This is a genomic window from Streptomyces sp. NPDC058872 (genome assembly GCF_042743065.1).
In the GTDB taxonomy this organism is placed as follows: domain Bacteria; phylum Actinomycetota; class Actinomycetes; order Streptomycetales; family Streptomycetaceae; genus Streptomyces.
Genome location: NZ_JBHYMK010000003.1, coordinates 12,572 through 27,362, shown reverse-complemented (window position 1 = coordinate 27,362; position 14,791 = coordinate 12,572). Strand labels below are relative to the sequence as shown.

At 71.4% G+C, this 14,791-nt stretch carries 16 protein-coding genes; 7 read left to right on the top strand and 9 right to left on the bottom strand.

Annotation, left to right across the window (positions count from 1 at the left end):
• Positions 1 to 2 precede the first annotated feature (2 nt).
• From ACFW22_RS02360 to ACFW22_RS02350, 3 genes are read right to left on the bottom strand one after another with little or no spacing between them, the layout of a single operon-like run.
• A complete protein-coding gene (locus ACFW22_RS02360; RefSeq protein ID WP_386397639.1) occupies positions 3 to 335 on the bottom strand; it encodes a DUF3817 domain-containing protein in 333 nt (110 codons plus the stop codon).
• A 43-nt stretch (positions 336 to 378) separates the two neighbouring features.
• Positions 379 to 888, bottom strand: a complete 510-nt coding sequence (locus ACFW22_RS02355) for a MarR family winged helix-turn-helix transcriptional regulator (RefSeq protein ID WP_384878081.1) — start codon at positions 886 to 888, stop codon at positions 379 to 381.
• A 9-nt stretch (positions 889 to 897) separates the two neighbouring features.
• Entirely contained in the window at positions 898 to 2,319 is a 1,422-nt protein-coding gene (locus ACFW22_RS02350; protein WP_386397636.1) for an MFS transporter, read from the bottom strand.
• Between the two features lie 78 nt (positions 2,320 to 2,397).
• Here ACFW22_RS02350 and ACFW22_RS02345 point away from each other — a divergent pair, with 78 nt between their 5' ends.
• Both ACFW22_RS02345 and ACFW22_RS02340 read left to right on the top strand, forming a co-directional pair.
• Positions 2,398 to 3,390: a DUF5937 family protein gene (locus ACFW22_RS02345; protein ID WP_386397633.1), complete on the top strand. Its 993-nt coding sequence runs from the start codon at positions 2,398 to 2,400 to the stop codon at positions 3,388 to 3,390.
• 13 nt (positions 3,391 to 3,403) lie between these two features.
• Positions 3,404 to 4,462: a glycoside hydrolase family 6 protein gene (locus ACFW22_RS02340; protein WP_386398016.1), complete on the top strand. Its 1,059-nt coding sequence runs from the start codon at positions 3,404 to 3,406 to the stop codon at positions 4,460 to 4,462.
• A gap of 19 nt (positions 4,463 to 4,481) precedes the next feature.
• Here ACFW22_RS02340 and ACFW22_RS02335 read toward each other — a convergent pair whose 3' ends face one another.
• The 4 genes from ACFW22_RS02335 to ACFW22_RS02320 form a co-directional block, all read right to left on the bottom strand.
• Positions 4,482 to 6,443 carry a galactose oxidase-like domain-containing protein gene (locus ACFW22_RS02335; protein WP_386397629.1) on the bottom strand — a complete coding sequence of 654 codons (1,962 nt, stop codon included), beginning with the start codon at positions 6,441 to 6,443 and terminating at the stop codon, positions 4,482 to 4,484.
• Between the two features lie 3 nt (positions 6,444 to 6,446).
• Positions 6,447 to 8,243, bottom strand: coding sequence for a glycosyltransferase family 2 protein (locus ACFW22_RS02330; protein WP_386397626.1), 1,797 nt, complete (start codon positions 8,241 to 8,243; stop codon positions 6,447 to 6,449).
• A gap of 213 nt (positions 8,244 to 8,456) precedes the next feature.
• Complete coding sequence (locus ACFW22_RS02325; RefSeq protein WP_386397623.1) at positions 8,457 to 8,750, bottom strand: MTH1187 family thiamine-binding protein; 294 nt, start codon at positions 8,748 to 8,750, stop codon at positions 8,457 to 8,459.
• A complete protein-coding gene (locus ACFW22_RS02320) occupies positions 8,747 to 9,091 on the bottom strand; it encodes a DUF3817 domain-containing protein (protein WP_386397620.1) in 345 nt (114 codons plus the stop codon). Before ACFW22_RS02320 ends, ACFW22_RS02325 begins: the two co-directional genes overlap by 4 nt.
• A gap of 107 nt (positions 9,092 to 9,198) precedes the next feature.
• Between ACFW22_RS02320 and ACFW22_RS02315 the strand changes: the two genes are divergently transcribed.
• The 4 genes from ACFW22_RS02315 to ACFW22_RS02300 all read left to right on the top strand — a co-directional run bounded on the left by ACFW22_RS02315 (position 9,199) and on the right by ACFW22_RS02300 (position 11,829).
• The gene (locus ACFW22_RS02315; RefSeq protein ID WP_386397617.1) at positions 9,199 to 9,837 is read left to right on the top strand and encodes an AIM24 family protein; all 639 of its coding nucleotides are present in this window, start codon (positions 9,199 to 9,201) and stop codon (positions 9,835 to 9,837) included.
• Positions 9,837 to 10,487, top strand: a complete 651-nt coding sequence (locus tag ACFW22_RS02310; protein ID WP_384878053.1) for an AIM24 family protein — start codon at positions 9,837 to 9,839, stop codon at positions 10,485 to 10,487. Before ACFW22_RS02315 ends, ACFW22_RS02310 begins: the two co-directional genes overlap by 1 nt.
• Positions 10,484 to 11,269: an AIM24 family protein gene (locus ACFW22_RS02305; protein WP_386397614.1), complete on the top strand. Its 786-nt coding sequence runs from the start codon at positions 10,484 to 10,486 to the stop codon at positions 11,267 to 11,269. Before ACFW22_RS02310 ends, ACFW22_RS02305 begins: the two co-directional genes overlap by 4 nt.
• An 83-nt stretch (positions 11,270 to 11,352) precedes the next feature.
• On the top strand, positions 11,353 to 11,829 hold the full coding sequence (locus tag ACFW22_RS02300) for a MarR family winged helix-turn-helix transcriptional regulator (RefSeq protein ID WP_386397611.1): 477 nt from the start codon (positions 11,353 to 11,355) through the stop codon (positions 11,827 to 11,829).
• Positions 11,830 to 11,894: 65 nt separating this feature from the next.
• Here ACFW22_RS02300 and meaB read toward each other — a convergent pair whose 3' ends face one another.
• Together meaB and ACFW22_RS02290 are read right to left on the bottom strand one after the other, a co-directional pair.
• Entirely contained in the window at positions 11,895 to 12,851 is a 957-nt protein-coding gene (gene meaB / locus ACFW22_RS02295) for a methylmalonyl Co-A mutase-associated GTPase MeaB (protein ID WP_386397608.1), read from the bottom strand.
• A gap of 28 nt (positions 12,852 to 12,879) precedes the next feature.
• Entirely contained in the window at positions 12,880 to 14,091 is a 1,212-nt protein-coding gene (locus tag ACFW22_RS02290) for an acetyl-CoA C-acetyltransferase (RefSeq protein ID WP_386397606.1), read from the bottom strand.
• Between the two features lie 137 nt (positions 14,092 to 14,228).
• Here ACFW22_RS02290 and mce point away from each other — a divergent pair, with 137 nt between their 5' ends.
• Positions 14,229 to 14,681 carry a methylmalonyl-CoA epimerase gene (gene mce, locus ACFW22_RS02285; RefSeq protein ID WP_015036233.1) on the top strand — a complete coding sequence of 151 codons (453 nt, stop codon included), beginning with the start codon at positions 14,229 to 14,231 and terminating at the stop codon, positions 14,679 to 14,681.
• The last annotated feature ends 110 nt before the right edge of the window (positions 14,682 to 14,791 follow it).

Here is a 14,791-nt window from a genome sequence, read left to right as displayed (position 1 = left end):
GGTCAGGCCTTGACCGGCTCCGGCTGCGCGCCGCTGACCAGCGGAAGCGTGTCCGCGACGACCTTGCGCTCGACGAAGAACGCGGCGAAGGGGATCGTGCCGGAGAGCAGCACCCAGGCGAGCCGGCCGAGCGGCCACTTCGCCTTGGAGCCCAGGTCGAAGGCGAAGACCAGGTAGAGGATGTAGAGGACGCCGTGGGCCTGGGACACCGCGAAGGTCACGTCCTCGCCCATGTCGAACCCGTACTTGAAGACCATGCAGGTGCACAGCACGAGCAGCATGACGGCGGTCACGTACGCCATGACGCGGTAGCGGGTCAGCACGCTGGATTTCATGGCCACGAGCGTAACGGCACGTTCCGGGCGATCTTCGCGGGGGTCAGCGCTCGTCGAAGTCGTGCGCCGCGACCCGCAGCGGGCGCAGCATCGCGAAGATCTCCCCGCACTCCTCCGCGTCGTACGCGCCGAGGCCGAAGTCCATCTCCATCAGGTCGCGGGTCGCGGACTCCACGACCTCGCGCCCCTTCTCGGTGATCGAGGCCAGTGTGCCGCGGCCGTCGTTGGGGTTGGGCCGCTTGTCGACCAGGCCGGACTTCACCAGCCGGTCCACCGTGTTCGTCACCGAGGTGGGGTGGACCATCAGCCGCTCGCCGATCTTGGACATCGGCAGTTCGCCGGCCTTGGAGAAGGTCAGCAGGACCAGGGCCTCGTACCGCGCGAAGGTCAGCCCGTACGGCTTGACCACCGCGTCGACCTCTGCCAGCAGGATCTGGTGGGCGCGCATGATCGAGGTGATCGCGGCCATCGAGGGGACCGGCCCCCAGCGCTTCTGCCAGAGTTCGTCGGCGCGGGCGATGGGATCGAAGGGGAGACTGAGCGGCTTCGGCACGCATCGACCTTACCGACTGGTCACATGACGGTCAGCCCCGTCTCGCCTTTCGGTCGCCCACAGCTCGACGGCAACCGCGAGGAGGCAGATCGTGCCGAGGACCCCGGTGCCCGCGACGACCGTGTGCACGGGGGCGAACTCCGCCGCGGCCCCGGCCCCGGCCATGCCGAGGCCCTGCACGGTCATCATGCCCGCGGTCATCAGGGTCATCGCCCTCCCCCGCTGTTCCTCGGGGACGGCGGCCACGAAGCGGGCGTCGAGGCCGAGCGTGTACGCACCGGTGGCACCGGCCAGCAGGAGGGCGGCGACCGCGAGGACGACGCCGGGCCGGAAGGCGTAGAGGAGGTAGGGCAGCACGGCCGCGACGGCGAGCGGCAGCACGATCCGGGAGCGGGTCCGGGCGGAGAGGAACGATCCGGCGAGCAGCTCGCCGGTGATGGTGCCGACCGGCAGCGCGCACATGAGCAGCCCCAGGGCTGCGGTGGAGACGCCGATCTCGTCGGCGTAGGGGGCGGCGAGGGCCTCGGGCACGACGACGAAGAAGGGGGGCGCCCAGAACATCAGCATCAGGGCGCGCACCCGACGGTTCCGGAGCACCGCCCAGGTGCCGGTGAGTCCGCTGCCCCCGGCCCCGGCGGCGCGGGCCGGACGGCGGGCGGTGCCGAGGCGCAGGAGGAGTGCCGAGACGAGGAAGGTGGTGGCGGTGACGGCGAGGGCGCCGCGCGGCGGGACGACGGTGAGGAGGATCCCGCCGACGCCGAAGCCGACGAGGATGGCGCTCTGGGAGACGATCCTCAGCAGGGAACGGCCGAGGACGAAGAGGTCGCCCTCGCCGAGGACGTCGGCGAGGGTCGCCATGCGGGTGCCCTGGAAGACGGGCGAGACGACGGCGATCGCGCAGCGCAGGGCGAGCAGCACGGCGACGGGCGTGACGGGAGCGATCATCGCCATGACGCAGCCGGCGCAGACCAGGTCGCAGACGACGAGGAGCCGGCGGGGCGGGAGCCGGTCGGTGAGACCTGCGAGGAGGGTGCCGCCGAGGAGGTAGGGGAGGAAGCCGAGGGCGAAGGTGAGGGAGGAGAGCAGCGGCGAGCGGGTCAGCTCGTAGACCAGCACGGTGAGCGCGAGTTCGCTGACGACGAGCCCGATCAGGGAGGCCAGGTGCGCCGCGAACACGAAGCGGAATTCGCGTACGGCGAAGACGGAGCGGTAGCCGGGACTGCCGGCGGGGTCCGCCGTGGGAACGGGGCCGGCCGACGGGGGCGGGCCGGCGGACGGGGGCGGGCCGGCGGACGGGGCGGCGTCGGCGACCGGCGCCGGGGCGGCTCCGGCGGCGGGTACCGGGGCGGCTCCGGCGGCGGGTGCGGAGGGGTTCGGGGCAGCGGTGTGCACGGGCGCCGGGGCCGGCGCCCGGGTGTCGTTCTCGGGCATGTGCGCAGCGTGCCGGGCGCGGGGGCCGGGCCCTAGACTTTCGGCTGCAGACGAATCTTCCGGGCGGGAGGACCATCCGTGCCGTACCACCTGCACTTCGGCGAGGCCGACCCGCTGCGCATCCGGTTCGCGGTCTCGCCGCTCTGGGAGACGCACTCCGCGGTGCGGGTGCTGGCACGACCGCAGAAGCAGGGGTACCACCTGCCGTGGATGCGGCGGATCGCGGGCGCCGCCCGGGAGCTGGACCTCGGGCCGCTCCAGCTGCTGATGCCGCTGTCCGGCCACAGCCCGGACTTCCTCTATCCCCCGCCGCTGGGTCCCGCCGCCTCCTTCGAGGAGGAGATCGCGGCCGTGCGGGAAACCGATCCTGCGCTCGCCCTCGACGACTTCGAGCGGGCGCTCGCGGACACCCCCGGCGCGGCCTCGACGGCCGAGGGGCGGCGGATGCTGGCGGACCCGGCCGGGGCGCTGCTGCGGCTCGCGGACCTGCTCCGGGCGGCGTGGGAAGCGTTGGTCGCCCCGGACTGGCCGCGGCTGCGCGCGCTGCTGGAGGCGGACGTGGCGTACCACTCGCGGCGGCTCGCGGAGGGCGGTCTCGAACGGCTGCTGGGCGAGTTGCACCCGGCGTTCGCGTGGGACGCGACCACGGCCACGCTCACGGTCGCGTACCGCGGCGAGCACATCCGGCCGTTGGCCGGGCAGGGGTTGGTGCTGATGCCCTCGGTGTTCACCTGGCCCGACGTGGTGAGCGGTTTCGATCCGCCGTGGCAGCCGACCGTGGTGTACCCGGCGCGCGGGATCGGCGGGCTGTGGTCGGAGGCCGGGGACCGCACCCCGGAGGCGCTGTCCCGACTGCTCGGTCCGGTGCGCGCGGACGTGCTGTGCGCGCTCGACGAGCCGATGGGGACGACGGCGCTCGCGCACCGGCTGGGCCGGGCGCCCTCCTCGGTGTCCGCGCACCTGACGGTCTTGCGGGACGCCGGGCTGCTGGCCTCCCGGCGGTACGGCCACCAGGTGCTCTACGAGCGGACCCCGTTGGGCATCGCGGTGTCGCAGCCCGGTGCGCCATGACCCCCGTGTGACGATGGGGCCCGCCCGTCCCGTACCCGAGCCTGGGGGCCGGATGTTCCGCCGTACCGTCGCCACCACCGCCGCCCTGGTCCTCGCCTGCGCACCGTTCCTGGCCGGGTGCGGGACGGACGGTCCGGCAGGAGGGCCCGCGGGGCCGTCCGCCACGCGCGGCCAGGCGGCGGCCCCCGCCTCGGGTTCGTCGTTCTGGGTGGATCCGGAGAGCGACGCGGCCCGGCAGGTGCGGGAGTACGAGGCGCAGGGCAGGTCGGAGGACGCCCGGGTGCTGAGGCGGATCTCGGAGCGGCCGGTCGCGGACTGGCCGGCCGGCGACGATCCCGTGCCGGAGATCGCCCGGGCGGTCCGGGGCGCGGCGTCCGGGAACCGCACCGCCGTGTTCGTCGCCTACAACATCCCGCACCGGGACTGCGGCATGTATTCGGCGGGCGGCGCGCACGACGGGCAGGAGTACCGCAACTGGATCGACTCCTTCGCCGCCGCGATCGGGGACGCCGCCGCGATCGTCGTCCTGGAGCCCGACGCGGTGCCGCACGTCGTGGACGGTTGCACCCCGGCGGAGTACCACGACGAGCGGTACCGGCTGCTGGCGGACGCGGTCGAACGGCTGAAGCGGCAGCCGCGCACCCGGGTCTATCTGGACGCGGGCAATCCGGCATGGATCGACGACCCGGGGAAGTTGGTGGAGCCGCTGCGGCGGGCGGGCGTCGCCCGGGCGGACGGCTTCTCGCTGAACGTCTCCAACTTCCAGACGAACGAGGCGGTGCGGGGCTTCGGCGCCACGCTCTCCGCCCTGCTCGGGGGCGCCCACTTCGCGGTGGACACCAGCCGGAACGGCGACGGCCCCCTCCCGGGCGACCGGGAGGAGGCCTGGTGCAATCCGCCGGGCCGGGCGCTCGGCGTGCCGCCGACGGACCGGACCGGGGACGCGCTCGTGGACGCCTATCTGTGGATCAAGCGGCCGGGCGACTCGGACGGGCAGTGCCGGGGCGGCCCGGCGGCCGGCACCTGGTGGCCGGAGTACGCCCTGGGCCTGGCGCGCAGGGCGAAGTCCTAGGCCCGGCCCGGGGCCCCGGTCACCCCACCCGGATCCACTGGGCCTCGGACGGGACGCCGTCCCCGTCGACGACGAAGAGCATGTACCAGCCGGGCGGCACGAGCGTCCGGTCGTCCGGTACGTCGATGGTGAGGGTGACCCCGTCGGAGCCCTTCGTCAGGCCGAGGGCGATCGAGCGCTGCTCGACGTCGGTCGTGTGGGTGACGGCGCTGGGCCGCATCAGCCGGGCCTTCACGATCCGTCCGGCGTCCTCGGTCGTGAAGGTGGCGCGGCCGTTCCGGTCGAGTTCCCGGGAGCCCCCGCCGAGAACGGGGCGGGCGGTGCCGGCCCGGTGGAGGTAGGGCGGGGTGAACACCTCGATGCGCTGCTCGAAGGTGCCGAGCTTGGTGTTGTCCTCGTCGTCGTAGAGCGGGTCGGAGCCGAAGGTGGCGACCCGGCCGTCGGGCAGCAGCAGGGCCTCGGAGTGGTAGTTGCGGCCGACGGTCGGTTCCGCGGCCTCGGTGAAGGCGTTGCTCCCGGGGTCGTAGAACTGGGCCTTGAGGATGTCGCTGCCGCTGCGTCCCCGGTAGTCCCGGGAGCCGCCGCTGGTGAAGACGGTGTCGTCGGGCATCAGGACGCTGCTGAGGTAGCGGGTGCCCTGCGGGAGCGCCGGCCCGTCGGTGAAGACGGGGCTGTCCGCGGAGAGGTCGACGATGGAGGTGCGGGCGGTGGACCTCTCGGATTCGCCCACGCCGCCGCCGCCGAGGACCATGACCTTCTGGTTCTGGGCGGGGGGCAGCAGCAGGGAGGCGGAGGTCTCCAGTTGGTCGGGGTCGGTGAGTCCGCCGAGCTTGGTGAAGGTGTTCGCCTCCAGGTCCCACAGGCCCGGTTCACGGCCCTTGTCGGCGGGTCCGTAGCCGGCGTTGGAGCCGGTGTAGAGCAGCTTGCCGCCCTGGGTGAGGAAGAGGGCGGGGTAGGTGGGGAAGTAGTGGAAGGGGCCCTTGGTCCACTTCTTGCTCTCGGGGTCGTAGATCTCGTTGTCGCCGGGCACGACGTCGCCGACGTCATTGAGGCCGGAGACGGCGAGGACCCTGCCGTCCTGCAGGCCGACGAGGGTCGGGTACCACCGGGCGTCCTTCATCGGAGCCACCGGAACGTACTTCTCCGCCTTGGGGTCGAACTCGTAGGCGGCCTTGATGCCCTGGAAGTCCTGCTTCTCGGTGGTGATCTTCTGGGCGAGGCCGTAGACGTTGTCGGCGTCCTCGCCCGTGAGGCCGACCACCTCGTACTGCGCGGCCTCGGTGGTGAGGGCCTGCGGCCCCTCTTCCCTCGCCTCGACGAAGACCCGCGACTCGGCGGCCGTGACCTTGGTCTTCCAGGGCTTCATCTGGCCGCTCGCGAAGTACGAGATCTCGAACTCGCGCTTGGCCCTGGGAACGGTGACCTCGGAGGTGGAGACGTATTCGATCCCGGAGGGGGAACGGAAGACGGTGCCCTTCTTCAGCGTCACCTCCTTGTCCGGGCTCTCGTTCTTGACCCGCATGCCGCCGCCCGCCTTCTTGACCTCGCCGTCGAGGACCTCGTAGCGGGCGGTGCCCCCGGCGACGAGCAGACGACCGTCGGGGAGCTGGGTGTGGCCGGAGCAGAAGAAGTCGACGGGGGTGGGGACCTTCTTGAAGGCGTTCCGGGCCGGGTCCCAGAGGATGGTCTCGAAGGTGCCCGCGTCGAAGTTCTTCTGGTCGTTGCCGGAGCCGGCGATCAGCAGCACCTTGCCGGTGTGCAGCAGGGCGGCGTGGATGGCGTTGATGCGGTACTCCGCGGGCACCGGCACCTCGGCCCAGGAGCCGTACCGCCGCAGGTAGTCGGGTCGGGCGATCTTGTAGGCGTGGTACTTCTCCTCCGCGAAGGAGACGGCGGCGGGGGCGTTGAGCGCCGCCAGGACCAGGACCGCCCCGCTGCCGAGCAGGGTCTTCTTGAACTGCTTCGACGGGCGGTAGGCCACGGCTCAGTTCCCTCCGGTCGTCGTGCGGGCGGACGGGGTGGTCACCGACGGGGCGGGGGCCGGCCCGGCCCCGACGGCTCCGCGGGCGCGGGTGCGTTCCCTGGCGCGGTCGCGCACGGCACGGAGGCGCCGGTTGCGCACTGTCGCGTAGGCGTGGAGGGCGATCGGGGCGAGGGTGACGAGCAGGGCCAGGGCGGCCCAGGTGCGCATCGCCGCGTGGGTGTGGCCGTAACGGGCGGAGGCGAGGAGCGCGGCGACGAGGACCGCCGCCCAGAAGAGATGGATCCGGAAGGTGGCGATCCGGTCGGGGCTGGCCTCGCCTCCCTTGGGGGTGACGACGAAGCGCCCGCGGGTGCGCAGGAGCGCCGAGCCGAGGGACGCGAGGTAGACGGGGGCGGAGAGCGCGGACATCCCCATGCCGGCGAGGCCGCCGGAGCCCTCGGGTTCGTGGGGCGAGACGTTGTGCCGCCGGTTCCAGAGGTAGAGGCCGATCTGGAGGGCCACCGCATCGCTGTAGACCATCAGCCACACCTGGGTCGACACCTGGGTTCCGGAGGCGCCGAGCCAGAGGTAGAGGACGCAGCTGAGTACGCCGAGGAGCCAGTTGACCGCCGTCATCGGGTAGTAGACGAGCATCAGCGCGTAGTGGAGGAGGCGCCCCGGCGGCATGCTGAAGGGCGCCTTCCAGTACTGCTTGAGGATCGTCTCGTACGTCCCCCGGGACCAACGGAGCTGCTGGGTGAAGAAGTCCGTCCAGGAGGCGGGGCCCTCGCCGACGGCGAGCACGTCGGGGGTGTAGACGGAGCGCCAGGTGCGGCCGGTGCGCGGGTTCCGGCGGCGGTGGAGTTCGAAGCCGGTGGCCATGTCCTCGGTGACGGAGTCGTACAGGCCGCCGACCTGTTGGAGGGCGGCGATCCGGACGACGTTGTTGGTGCCGACGAACATGGGGGCGCGGTACCGGTTGCCGGCCCGCTGGATGAGGGCGTGGAAGAGGAACTGCTGCGATTCGGCGGCCTTGGTGACGAGGTTGGTGTAGTTGCCGTACACCTGGGGGCCGACGACGAAGGCGACGTCGGGGTCGCGGAGGTAGCCGAGCATCCGCTCCAGGAAGTTGGGGAGCGGGACGTGATCGGTGTCGACGGAGGCGAAGAAGTCGTAGTCGTCACCGTGCCGGGCGAGCCAGGCGTTGTAGTTGCCGTGCTTGGTCCGCGCCCGGTGCGGACCCTTCCGGCGGTTCCACTCGGGGACGCCGGCGCGGGTGAAGTGGCGGACGCCGAGCTCGGCGCAGAGCACCCTGGCCTCCTCGGCGTCCCCCTCGTCGAGGAGCCAGACGTCGAGCGGGCCGTCGTGCCGCACCCGGACGGCGCCTTCGAGGGTGCCGCGGACCATCGCGAGCGGTTCCTTGCCGGGGACGTACGTGGTGAGGAAGGCGACGCGGGTGCCCGGCTCGGCGTGCACGGGTATCGGGTCGCGGGCGACCAGGGTGGCGTGGGCGATCGAGGTGACGTTCAGCAGCATGAAGAAGCAGATGAGCCCGATCGACACGAGCATCACGGTGTCGTAGGGCACGCGCCAGCGGTCGTCGCCCTCGCGGACGGTCCAGTGGGAGGGCCAGACCAGATAGGCCAGGAGCAGCGCCGAGAGGGCCGGCGCGAGGGTCATCAGCAGGACGGCCCGGATGCGGTGCGGTTCCTTCGAGAGCAGGCTGCGGTAGCGGACCCGGTGCCGCACCGGGTCCGGTTCGGTGAGGGGGCCGGCGAGTCGGCTGTAGCGGTCGTAGTCGTAGCCTCCCTGCCGCACGGCGCCTCCCGTTGTCGTCGAACAAGTCGATAAGCCAACGAAAGGGGCAAAGTTTCGGCGTGTCGACCGGAGTAGTCCGAGCGAGCGGTTTTACGGGCGGCGAACACGGCCCCGCGACCCTCGACGCCCCCGGGCCGCAGGGGGTCGGGGCCTCGCGACGGCCGCGGGAACCGAAGGGGCGCGGGCGGGGGTTCGGCGCGGAGCGGGACGGCGTCAGCCGCCGAGGTGGCGCTCCACCGTTTCGACCTTCGACGTCAGACCGTCCGTCACACCGGGGCGGACATCGGCCTTGAGGACCAGGGAGACCCGCGGCGCACGGGCCTCGACGGCGGCGACGGCACGCTTCACGACGTCCATCACCTCGTCCCACTCGCCCTCGATCGAGGTGAACATCGCATCGGTGCGGTTCGGCAGGCCGGACTCACGGACGACCCGGACCGCGTCGGCGACGTACGCGCCGACCTCCTCCCCCACTCCGAGGGGAGTCACGGAGAACGCGACGATCACGCCTTCACCGCGCTCTCGGCACGCACGCGGGAGGCGGCGACCGCGTCCTCGGCCTCGCGCTTCAGCCGCCGCTCGGCGTAGAACCCGCCCAGGGGCAGCACCGAGAGGACGAAGTAGAGGGCGGCGGTGCCGAAGCTCCACTTGGTGCGGTTCCAGGCGTCCAGCCAGAAGAGGACGTAGAGGACGAACAGCAGTCCGTGGACGGCCCCCATGACCGGCACCGCGTTGAAGTCCGTCGTCCGCTTGAGCACCGAGCAGACCAGCAGGAGCAGGAACGAGACGGCCTCCGGGGCCGAGACGAGGCGGAGGCGGTGGAGGGAGGAAGCGGTCTTGAGGTCCACGGAGGGGGTCACCTTCGTTCGATCTTGTGAACGGATGCACAAGGGCCCGTCCATTGTGCACGGCAACTTTGCTGTTCCTTTGGCCGGGGGCCCAGTACCTTCCTCGGGTGGCAACGTTCCGACTCCAGGGCAGCAAAGTGCTCGCCGTCTCCGTGACCGGCGACGCCGTCAAGGCGAAGAACGGCTCGATGGTCGCCTACGACGGCCAGATGGCGTTCAAGAAGATGAGCGGCGGGGGCGAAGGCCTGCGCGGCATGGTGACCCGCCGGCTGACGGGCGAGCAGATGGAGGTGATGGAGGTCCGCGGCCAGGGAACCTGCTGGTTCGCCGACCGGGCCTCCGAGATCAACCTCGTGACGCTGCACGGCGACAAGCTGTGGGTGGAGGCGAGCAACCTGCTGTGCACGGACGCGGGCCTGCGCACCGGCACCACCTTCACGGGCCTGCGCGGCGGCGCCACCGGCAACGGCCTCTTCACCACCACCGTCGAGGGCACCGGCCAGGCCGCCATCACGTCGGACGGTCCGGCGGTGGTGCTGCGGGTGACCCCGCAGTACCCGCTCCAGGTCGACCCGGGGGCGTACATCGCCCACCAGGGCAACCTCCAACAGCACTTCCAGTCCGGTGTGACCTTCCGCACCTTCATGGGCGAGGGCGGCGGCGAAGCCTTCCAGATCCGCTTCGAGGGCGACGGACTCGTCTACGTCCAGCCGAGCGAGCGGAACACGATCGGGGGCGACCTCTGATGCCCTTCCGCGAGATCAACTCCAAGATGGTCGAGGCGACCGTCATCCCCGGGCAGCGGATGTTCAGCCAGCGCGGCGCGATGCTCGCGTACCGCGGCGACGTCAGTTTCACGCCGAACATCACGGGCGGTCAGGGCGGCCTGATGTCGATGATCGGCCGCCGGGTGGCCGGCGAGGCGACCCCGCTGATGACCGTCGAGGGCAACGGCACGGTGATGTTCGGGCACGGCGGGCACCACATCCAGGTGATCGCGCTGACGGGCGACACCCTGTACGTGGAGGCCGACCGGCTGCTCGCCTTCGACGGGACCCTGGAGCAGGGCACGATGTTCATGGGCTCGCAGGGCGGGGTCATGGGCATGGTGCGGGGCCAGGTGACGGGCCAGGGCCTGTTCACGACGACCCTGCGGGGACACGGTTCCGTGGCCGTGATGGCGCACGGCGGGGTCATCGAACTGCCGATCTCCCCGGGCCGCCCGGTCCACGTCGACCCGCAGGCGTACGTGGCGCACCACGGCGACGTGCGGAACAAGCTGTCCACGGCGCTCGGCTGGCGCGACATGGTGGGGCGCGGCTCGGGCGAGGCCTTCCAACTGGAGCTGAGCGGCAGCGGCGCGGTGTACGTCCAGGCCTCGGAGGAGAAGCTGTGAGCACCCCGGTGATCCACGACCCGACGACCCTTCCGTCGGACGACAACGTGAACTCCTACACCTTCTGCGTGGAGCTCAAGGGCTCCCAGTGGTTCCTGCAGAAGGGGAAGATGATCGCCTACTACGGGCGGATCGAGTTCAATGGCATCGGGCACGGGCGGCTCGACCGGCTGGTCCGGACGTCCTTCCACTCGCCGTTGCACGCGAGCGACTGGGTAGTGGCGGAGGGCAGCGGAAAGATGCTGCTCGCGGACCGGGCGTTCGACGTGAACTCGTACGACCTGGACGAGGGCAACCTGACGATCCGTTCGGGGAACCTGCTGGCGTACCAGCCCTCACTGGCACTGAAGCAGTCGATCGTGCCGGGCTTCGTGACGCTGATCGGCACGGGCAAGTTCGTGGCCGCGTCGAACGGTGCGGTGGTCTTCATGGAGCCGCCGCTGCGGGTGGACCCGCAGGCGCTGGTCGGCTGGGCGGACTGCCCCTCGCCCTGCCACCACTACGACCACGGCTACATGACGGGCGTCATGGGCGGCCTGCGCTCGCTGACGGGACTGGGCGGCACCTCGGGCGAGGAGCACCAGTTCGAGTTCGTCGGGGCGGGCACGGTGCTCCTCCAGTCGACGGAGCTACTGATGGCGGAGCGGGCGATCGGGACGCCACCGGCCCAGGAGGGGGTCCCCGGCGGGCACGGGGCACCAGGTTCCGGCCAGGGTCCGCTGGGTTCGGTGCCGCGCCTTCCCGGCCAGCTCGGCGACCTCCAGCGTCGCTTCGGTCTGTGAGCGGTACCCTGCGGAGTGTGACGCCTTCGAACGCGCGCTCCCACGTTTCGTAAAATATTCAACTTCTTAGGTAGAATCCACTCATGGAGACCGAGACCGCCACCCCCTGGCTCACCGACGGGGAGCAGTGCGCCTGGCGCACGTTCCTGGACGTCCAGAGAATGCTGACGTACCAGCTGGAGCGGGACCTCCAGCCCTTCGGCCTGACGATGAACGACTACGAAATCCTGGTGAACCTCTCGGAGTCGGCGGAGCGACGGCTGCGCATGAGCGACCTCGCCGCGGCCACCCTCCAGTCGAAGAGCCGGCTCTCCCACCAGATCACCCGCATGGAGAACGCCGGCCTGGTGCGTCGCGAGAACTGCGAGTCCGACCGTCGCGGCCTCTACGCCGTGCTCACCGACCTCGGCATGGACACCATGCGGAAGGTCGCCCCGCACCACGTCGAATCCGTGCGCAAGCACTTCATCGACCAGCTCAGCGGCGAGGCGCTCGGCGACCTCCACGAGTCGCTGAAGCCGATCGCGGACCAGCTCCGCGGCCGGCGCGGCAAGCCGTGACCTGACAGAGAACGGGGAAGGGCTCCTCCGGTTTTCCGGAGGAGCCCTTCCCCGCGTCCCGGGACTCAGCCGCCCGTCAGGCTCATGACCAGTTCGTCGGAGGCCGCGTACGGATCGAGGTCACCCGCCACGATCCGCTCGGCGAGGGCGTCGAGGCGCCGGTCGCCGTGCAGGTCGCCGATCCGCTCGCGCAGGGCCGTGACCGCGATGGTCTCGACCTCGCGGGCGGCCCGGGCCCGGCGGCGCTCCGCGAGGACCCCGTGCTCCTCCATCCAGGCACGGTGCTTCTCCAAGGCCTCCACGACCTCGTCGACGCCCTCGCCGCGCGCCGCGACCGTCTTGACGATCGGCGGTCGCCAGTCGCCCGGCGCCCGCGCCTCGCCGAGGCCCAGCATGTGGTTGAGCTCGCGGGCGGTGGCGTCCGCGCCGTCCCGGTCGGCCTTGTTCACCACGTAGACGTCGCCGATCTCCAGGATGCCCGCCTTGGCGGCCTGGATCCCGTCGCCCATGCCCGGAGCCAGCAGCACCACGGAGGTGTCGGCCTGGGAGGCGATCTCGACCTCCGACTGTCCGACGCCGACCGTCTCCACCAGGATGACCTCGCAGCCGGCCGCGTCCAGGACCCGGATGGCCTGCGGGGCCGACCAGGCGAGGCCGCCCAGGTGGCCCCGGGTCGCCATGGAGCGGATGTAGACGCCCGGGTCGGAGGCGTGCTCCGACATCCGGACCCGGTCGCCCAGCAGGGCTCCCCCGCTGAACGGCGAGGACGGGTCGACGGCCAGCACGCCGACGCGCTTGCCCGCCCTGCGGTACGCGGAGACCAGGGCGGACGTCGACGTGGACTTCCCCACGCCCGGCGAGCCGGTCAGGCCCACCACGTACGCGCCGCCGGTGAGCGGCGCGAGCGCCGCCATCACCTCGCGCAGTTGTGGGGACGCCCCCTCCACGAGGGAGATGAGCCGGGCCACCGCACGCGGCCGGCCCTCCCGTGCCAAGGCGACCAGTTCGAGGACGTCCACCATCTGCGCTGCTCCTCGGGTAGCTGCGTGCTTACTTGCCGGAAACGCCGGGCACGCGAACGATCAGCGCGTCGCCCTGGCCGCCGCCGCCGCAGAGGGCCGCCGCGCCGACGCCGCCGCCGCGCCGCTTGAGCTCCAGGGCGAGGTGGAGCACGAGGCGGGCGCCGGACATGCCGATCGGGTGGCCGAGGGCGATCGCACCGCCGTTGACGTTCACCTTCTCGGGGGTAACGCCGAGGTCCTTCATTGACTGGACGGCGACCGCGGCGAAGGCCTCGTTGATCTCGATCAGGTCGAGGTCGCCGACGGCCAGGCCCTCCTTCTTCAGGGCGTGCAGGATCGCGTTGGACGGCTGCGACTGGAGCGAGTTGTCCGGGCCCGCGACATTGCCGTGGGCACCGATCTCGGCGATCCACTCCAGGCCCAGCTCCTCGGCCTTGGCCTTGCTCATCACGACGACGGCGGCGGCGCCGTCGGAGATCTGCGAGGAGGTTCCGGCGGTGATGGTGCCGTCCTTGGCGAAGGCCGGGCGGAGCTTGCCGAGGGACTCGGCGGTGGTCTCCGCGCGGATGCCCTCGTCCTTGGAGAAGACGACCGGCTCGCCCTTGCGCTGCGGGATCTCGACCGGGGTGATCTCGGCCTCGAAGATGCCGTTCTTCTGGGCGGCGGCGGCGCGCTGGTGCGAGAGGGCGGCGATCTCGTCCTGCTCGGGGCGCTTGATGCCGAGGCGGGTGTTGTGCTTCTCGGTGGACTCGCCCATGGCGATGCCCTCGAAGGAGTCGGTGAGACCGTCGTACGCCATGGCGTCGAGCATCTCGACGGCGCCGTACTTGAAGCCCTCGCGGGACTTCGACAGCAGGTGCGGGGCGTTGGTCATCGACTCCTGGCCGCCGGCGACGACCACGTCGAACTCGCCCGCGCGGATGAGCTGGTCGGCAAGGGCGATGGCGTCGAGGCCGGAGAGGCACACCTTGTTGATGGTGAGCGCCGGAACGCTCATCGGGATGCCGGCCTTGACGGCGGCCTGGCGGGCGGGGATCTGCCCGGCACCCGCCTGGAGCACCTGCCCCATGATCACGTACTGCACCTGGTCGCCGCCGATGCCGGCCCGGTCGAGGGCCGCCTTGATGGCGAAGCCGCCGAGGTCGGCGCCCGAGAAGGACTTGAGCGAGCCGAGCAGGCGCCCCATGGGCGTGCGGGCGCCAGCGACGATCACTGAGGTGGTACCGGTCGTTCCAGACATGAGGCACAGCCCCTTGGGATGAGGAGTGAACGAGGGTTTACTGCCAATGTACTGAGCGGTGCCGCACCGGGTCACCGGCCCGATGGTGTGATCGCGCGCACGTTGCGTAACCACCCTCCCGGCGCTGCACTGGAAGCATGCTGACGCGAATCGACCACATCGGAATCGCCTGTTTCGACCTCGACAAGACGGTCGAGTTCTACCGCGCGACCTACGGCTTCGAGGTCTTCCACACCGAGGTCAACGAGGAGCAGGGCGTCCGCGAGGCCATGCTCAAGATCAACGAGACCTCGGACGGCGGGGCCTCCTACCTCCAGCTCCTGGAGCCGACCCGGGAGGACTCCGCGGTGGGCAAGTGGCTCGCCAAGAACGGCGAGGGCGTCCACCACATCGCCTTCGGCACCGCCGACGTCGACGGGGACGCCGAGGCCATCCGCTCCAAGGGCGTCCGGGTCCTCTACGACGAGCCGCGGATCGGCTCCATGGGCTCCCGGATCACCTTCCTCCACCCCAAGGACTGCCACGGCGTCCTCACGGAACTGGTCACCTCGGCGGAGCCCTCCGCTGACCACTCCTCAGCGGAGCACTGACCTCAGGATTCCTGGCCCGGTAGAGTGGGCGACTCCGGGCCGGGGCCGGTCGGGACCACCCGCGCGGCATCGAAGTCGGAATGTCGGGGTCACCCGATCTGTCACCATTT

Bases quoted from the DNA above. Each gene is read 5' to 3' on its own strand.
- ACFW22_RS02360 (WP_386397639.1), bottom strand. From the start codon at position 335: ATGAAATCCAGCGTGCTGACCCGCTACCGCGTCATGGCGTACGTGACC.
- ACFW22_RS02350 (WP_386397636.1), bottom strand. From the start codon at position 2,319: ATGCCCGAGAACGACACCCGGGCGCCGGCCCCGGCGCCCGTGCACACC.
- ACFW22_RS02340 (WP_386398016.1), top strand. From the start codon at position 3,404: ATGGGGCCCGCCCGTCCCGTACCCGAGCCTGGGGGCCGGATGTTCCGC.
- ACFW22_RS02310 (WP_384878053.1), top strand. From the start codon at position 9,837: ATGCCCTTCCGCGAGATCAACTCCAAGATGGTCGAGGCGACCGTCATC.
- ACFW22_RS02300 (WP_386397611.1), top strand. From the start codon at position 11,353: ATGGAGACCGAGACCGCCACCCCCTGGCTCACCGACGGGGAGCAGTGC.
- meaB (WP_386397608.1), bottom strand. From the start codon at position 12,851: ATGGTGGACGTCCTCGAACTGGTCGCCTTGGCACGGGAGGGCCGGCCG.
- ACFW22_RS02290 (WP_386397606.1), bottom strand. From the start codon at position 14,091: ATGTCTGGAACGACCGGTACCACCTCAGTGATCGTCGCTGGCGCCCGC.
- mce (WP_015036233.1), top strand. From the start codon at position 14,229: ATGCTGACGCGAATCGACCACATCGGAATCGCCTGTTTCGACCTCGAC.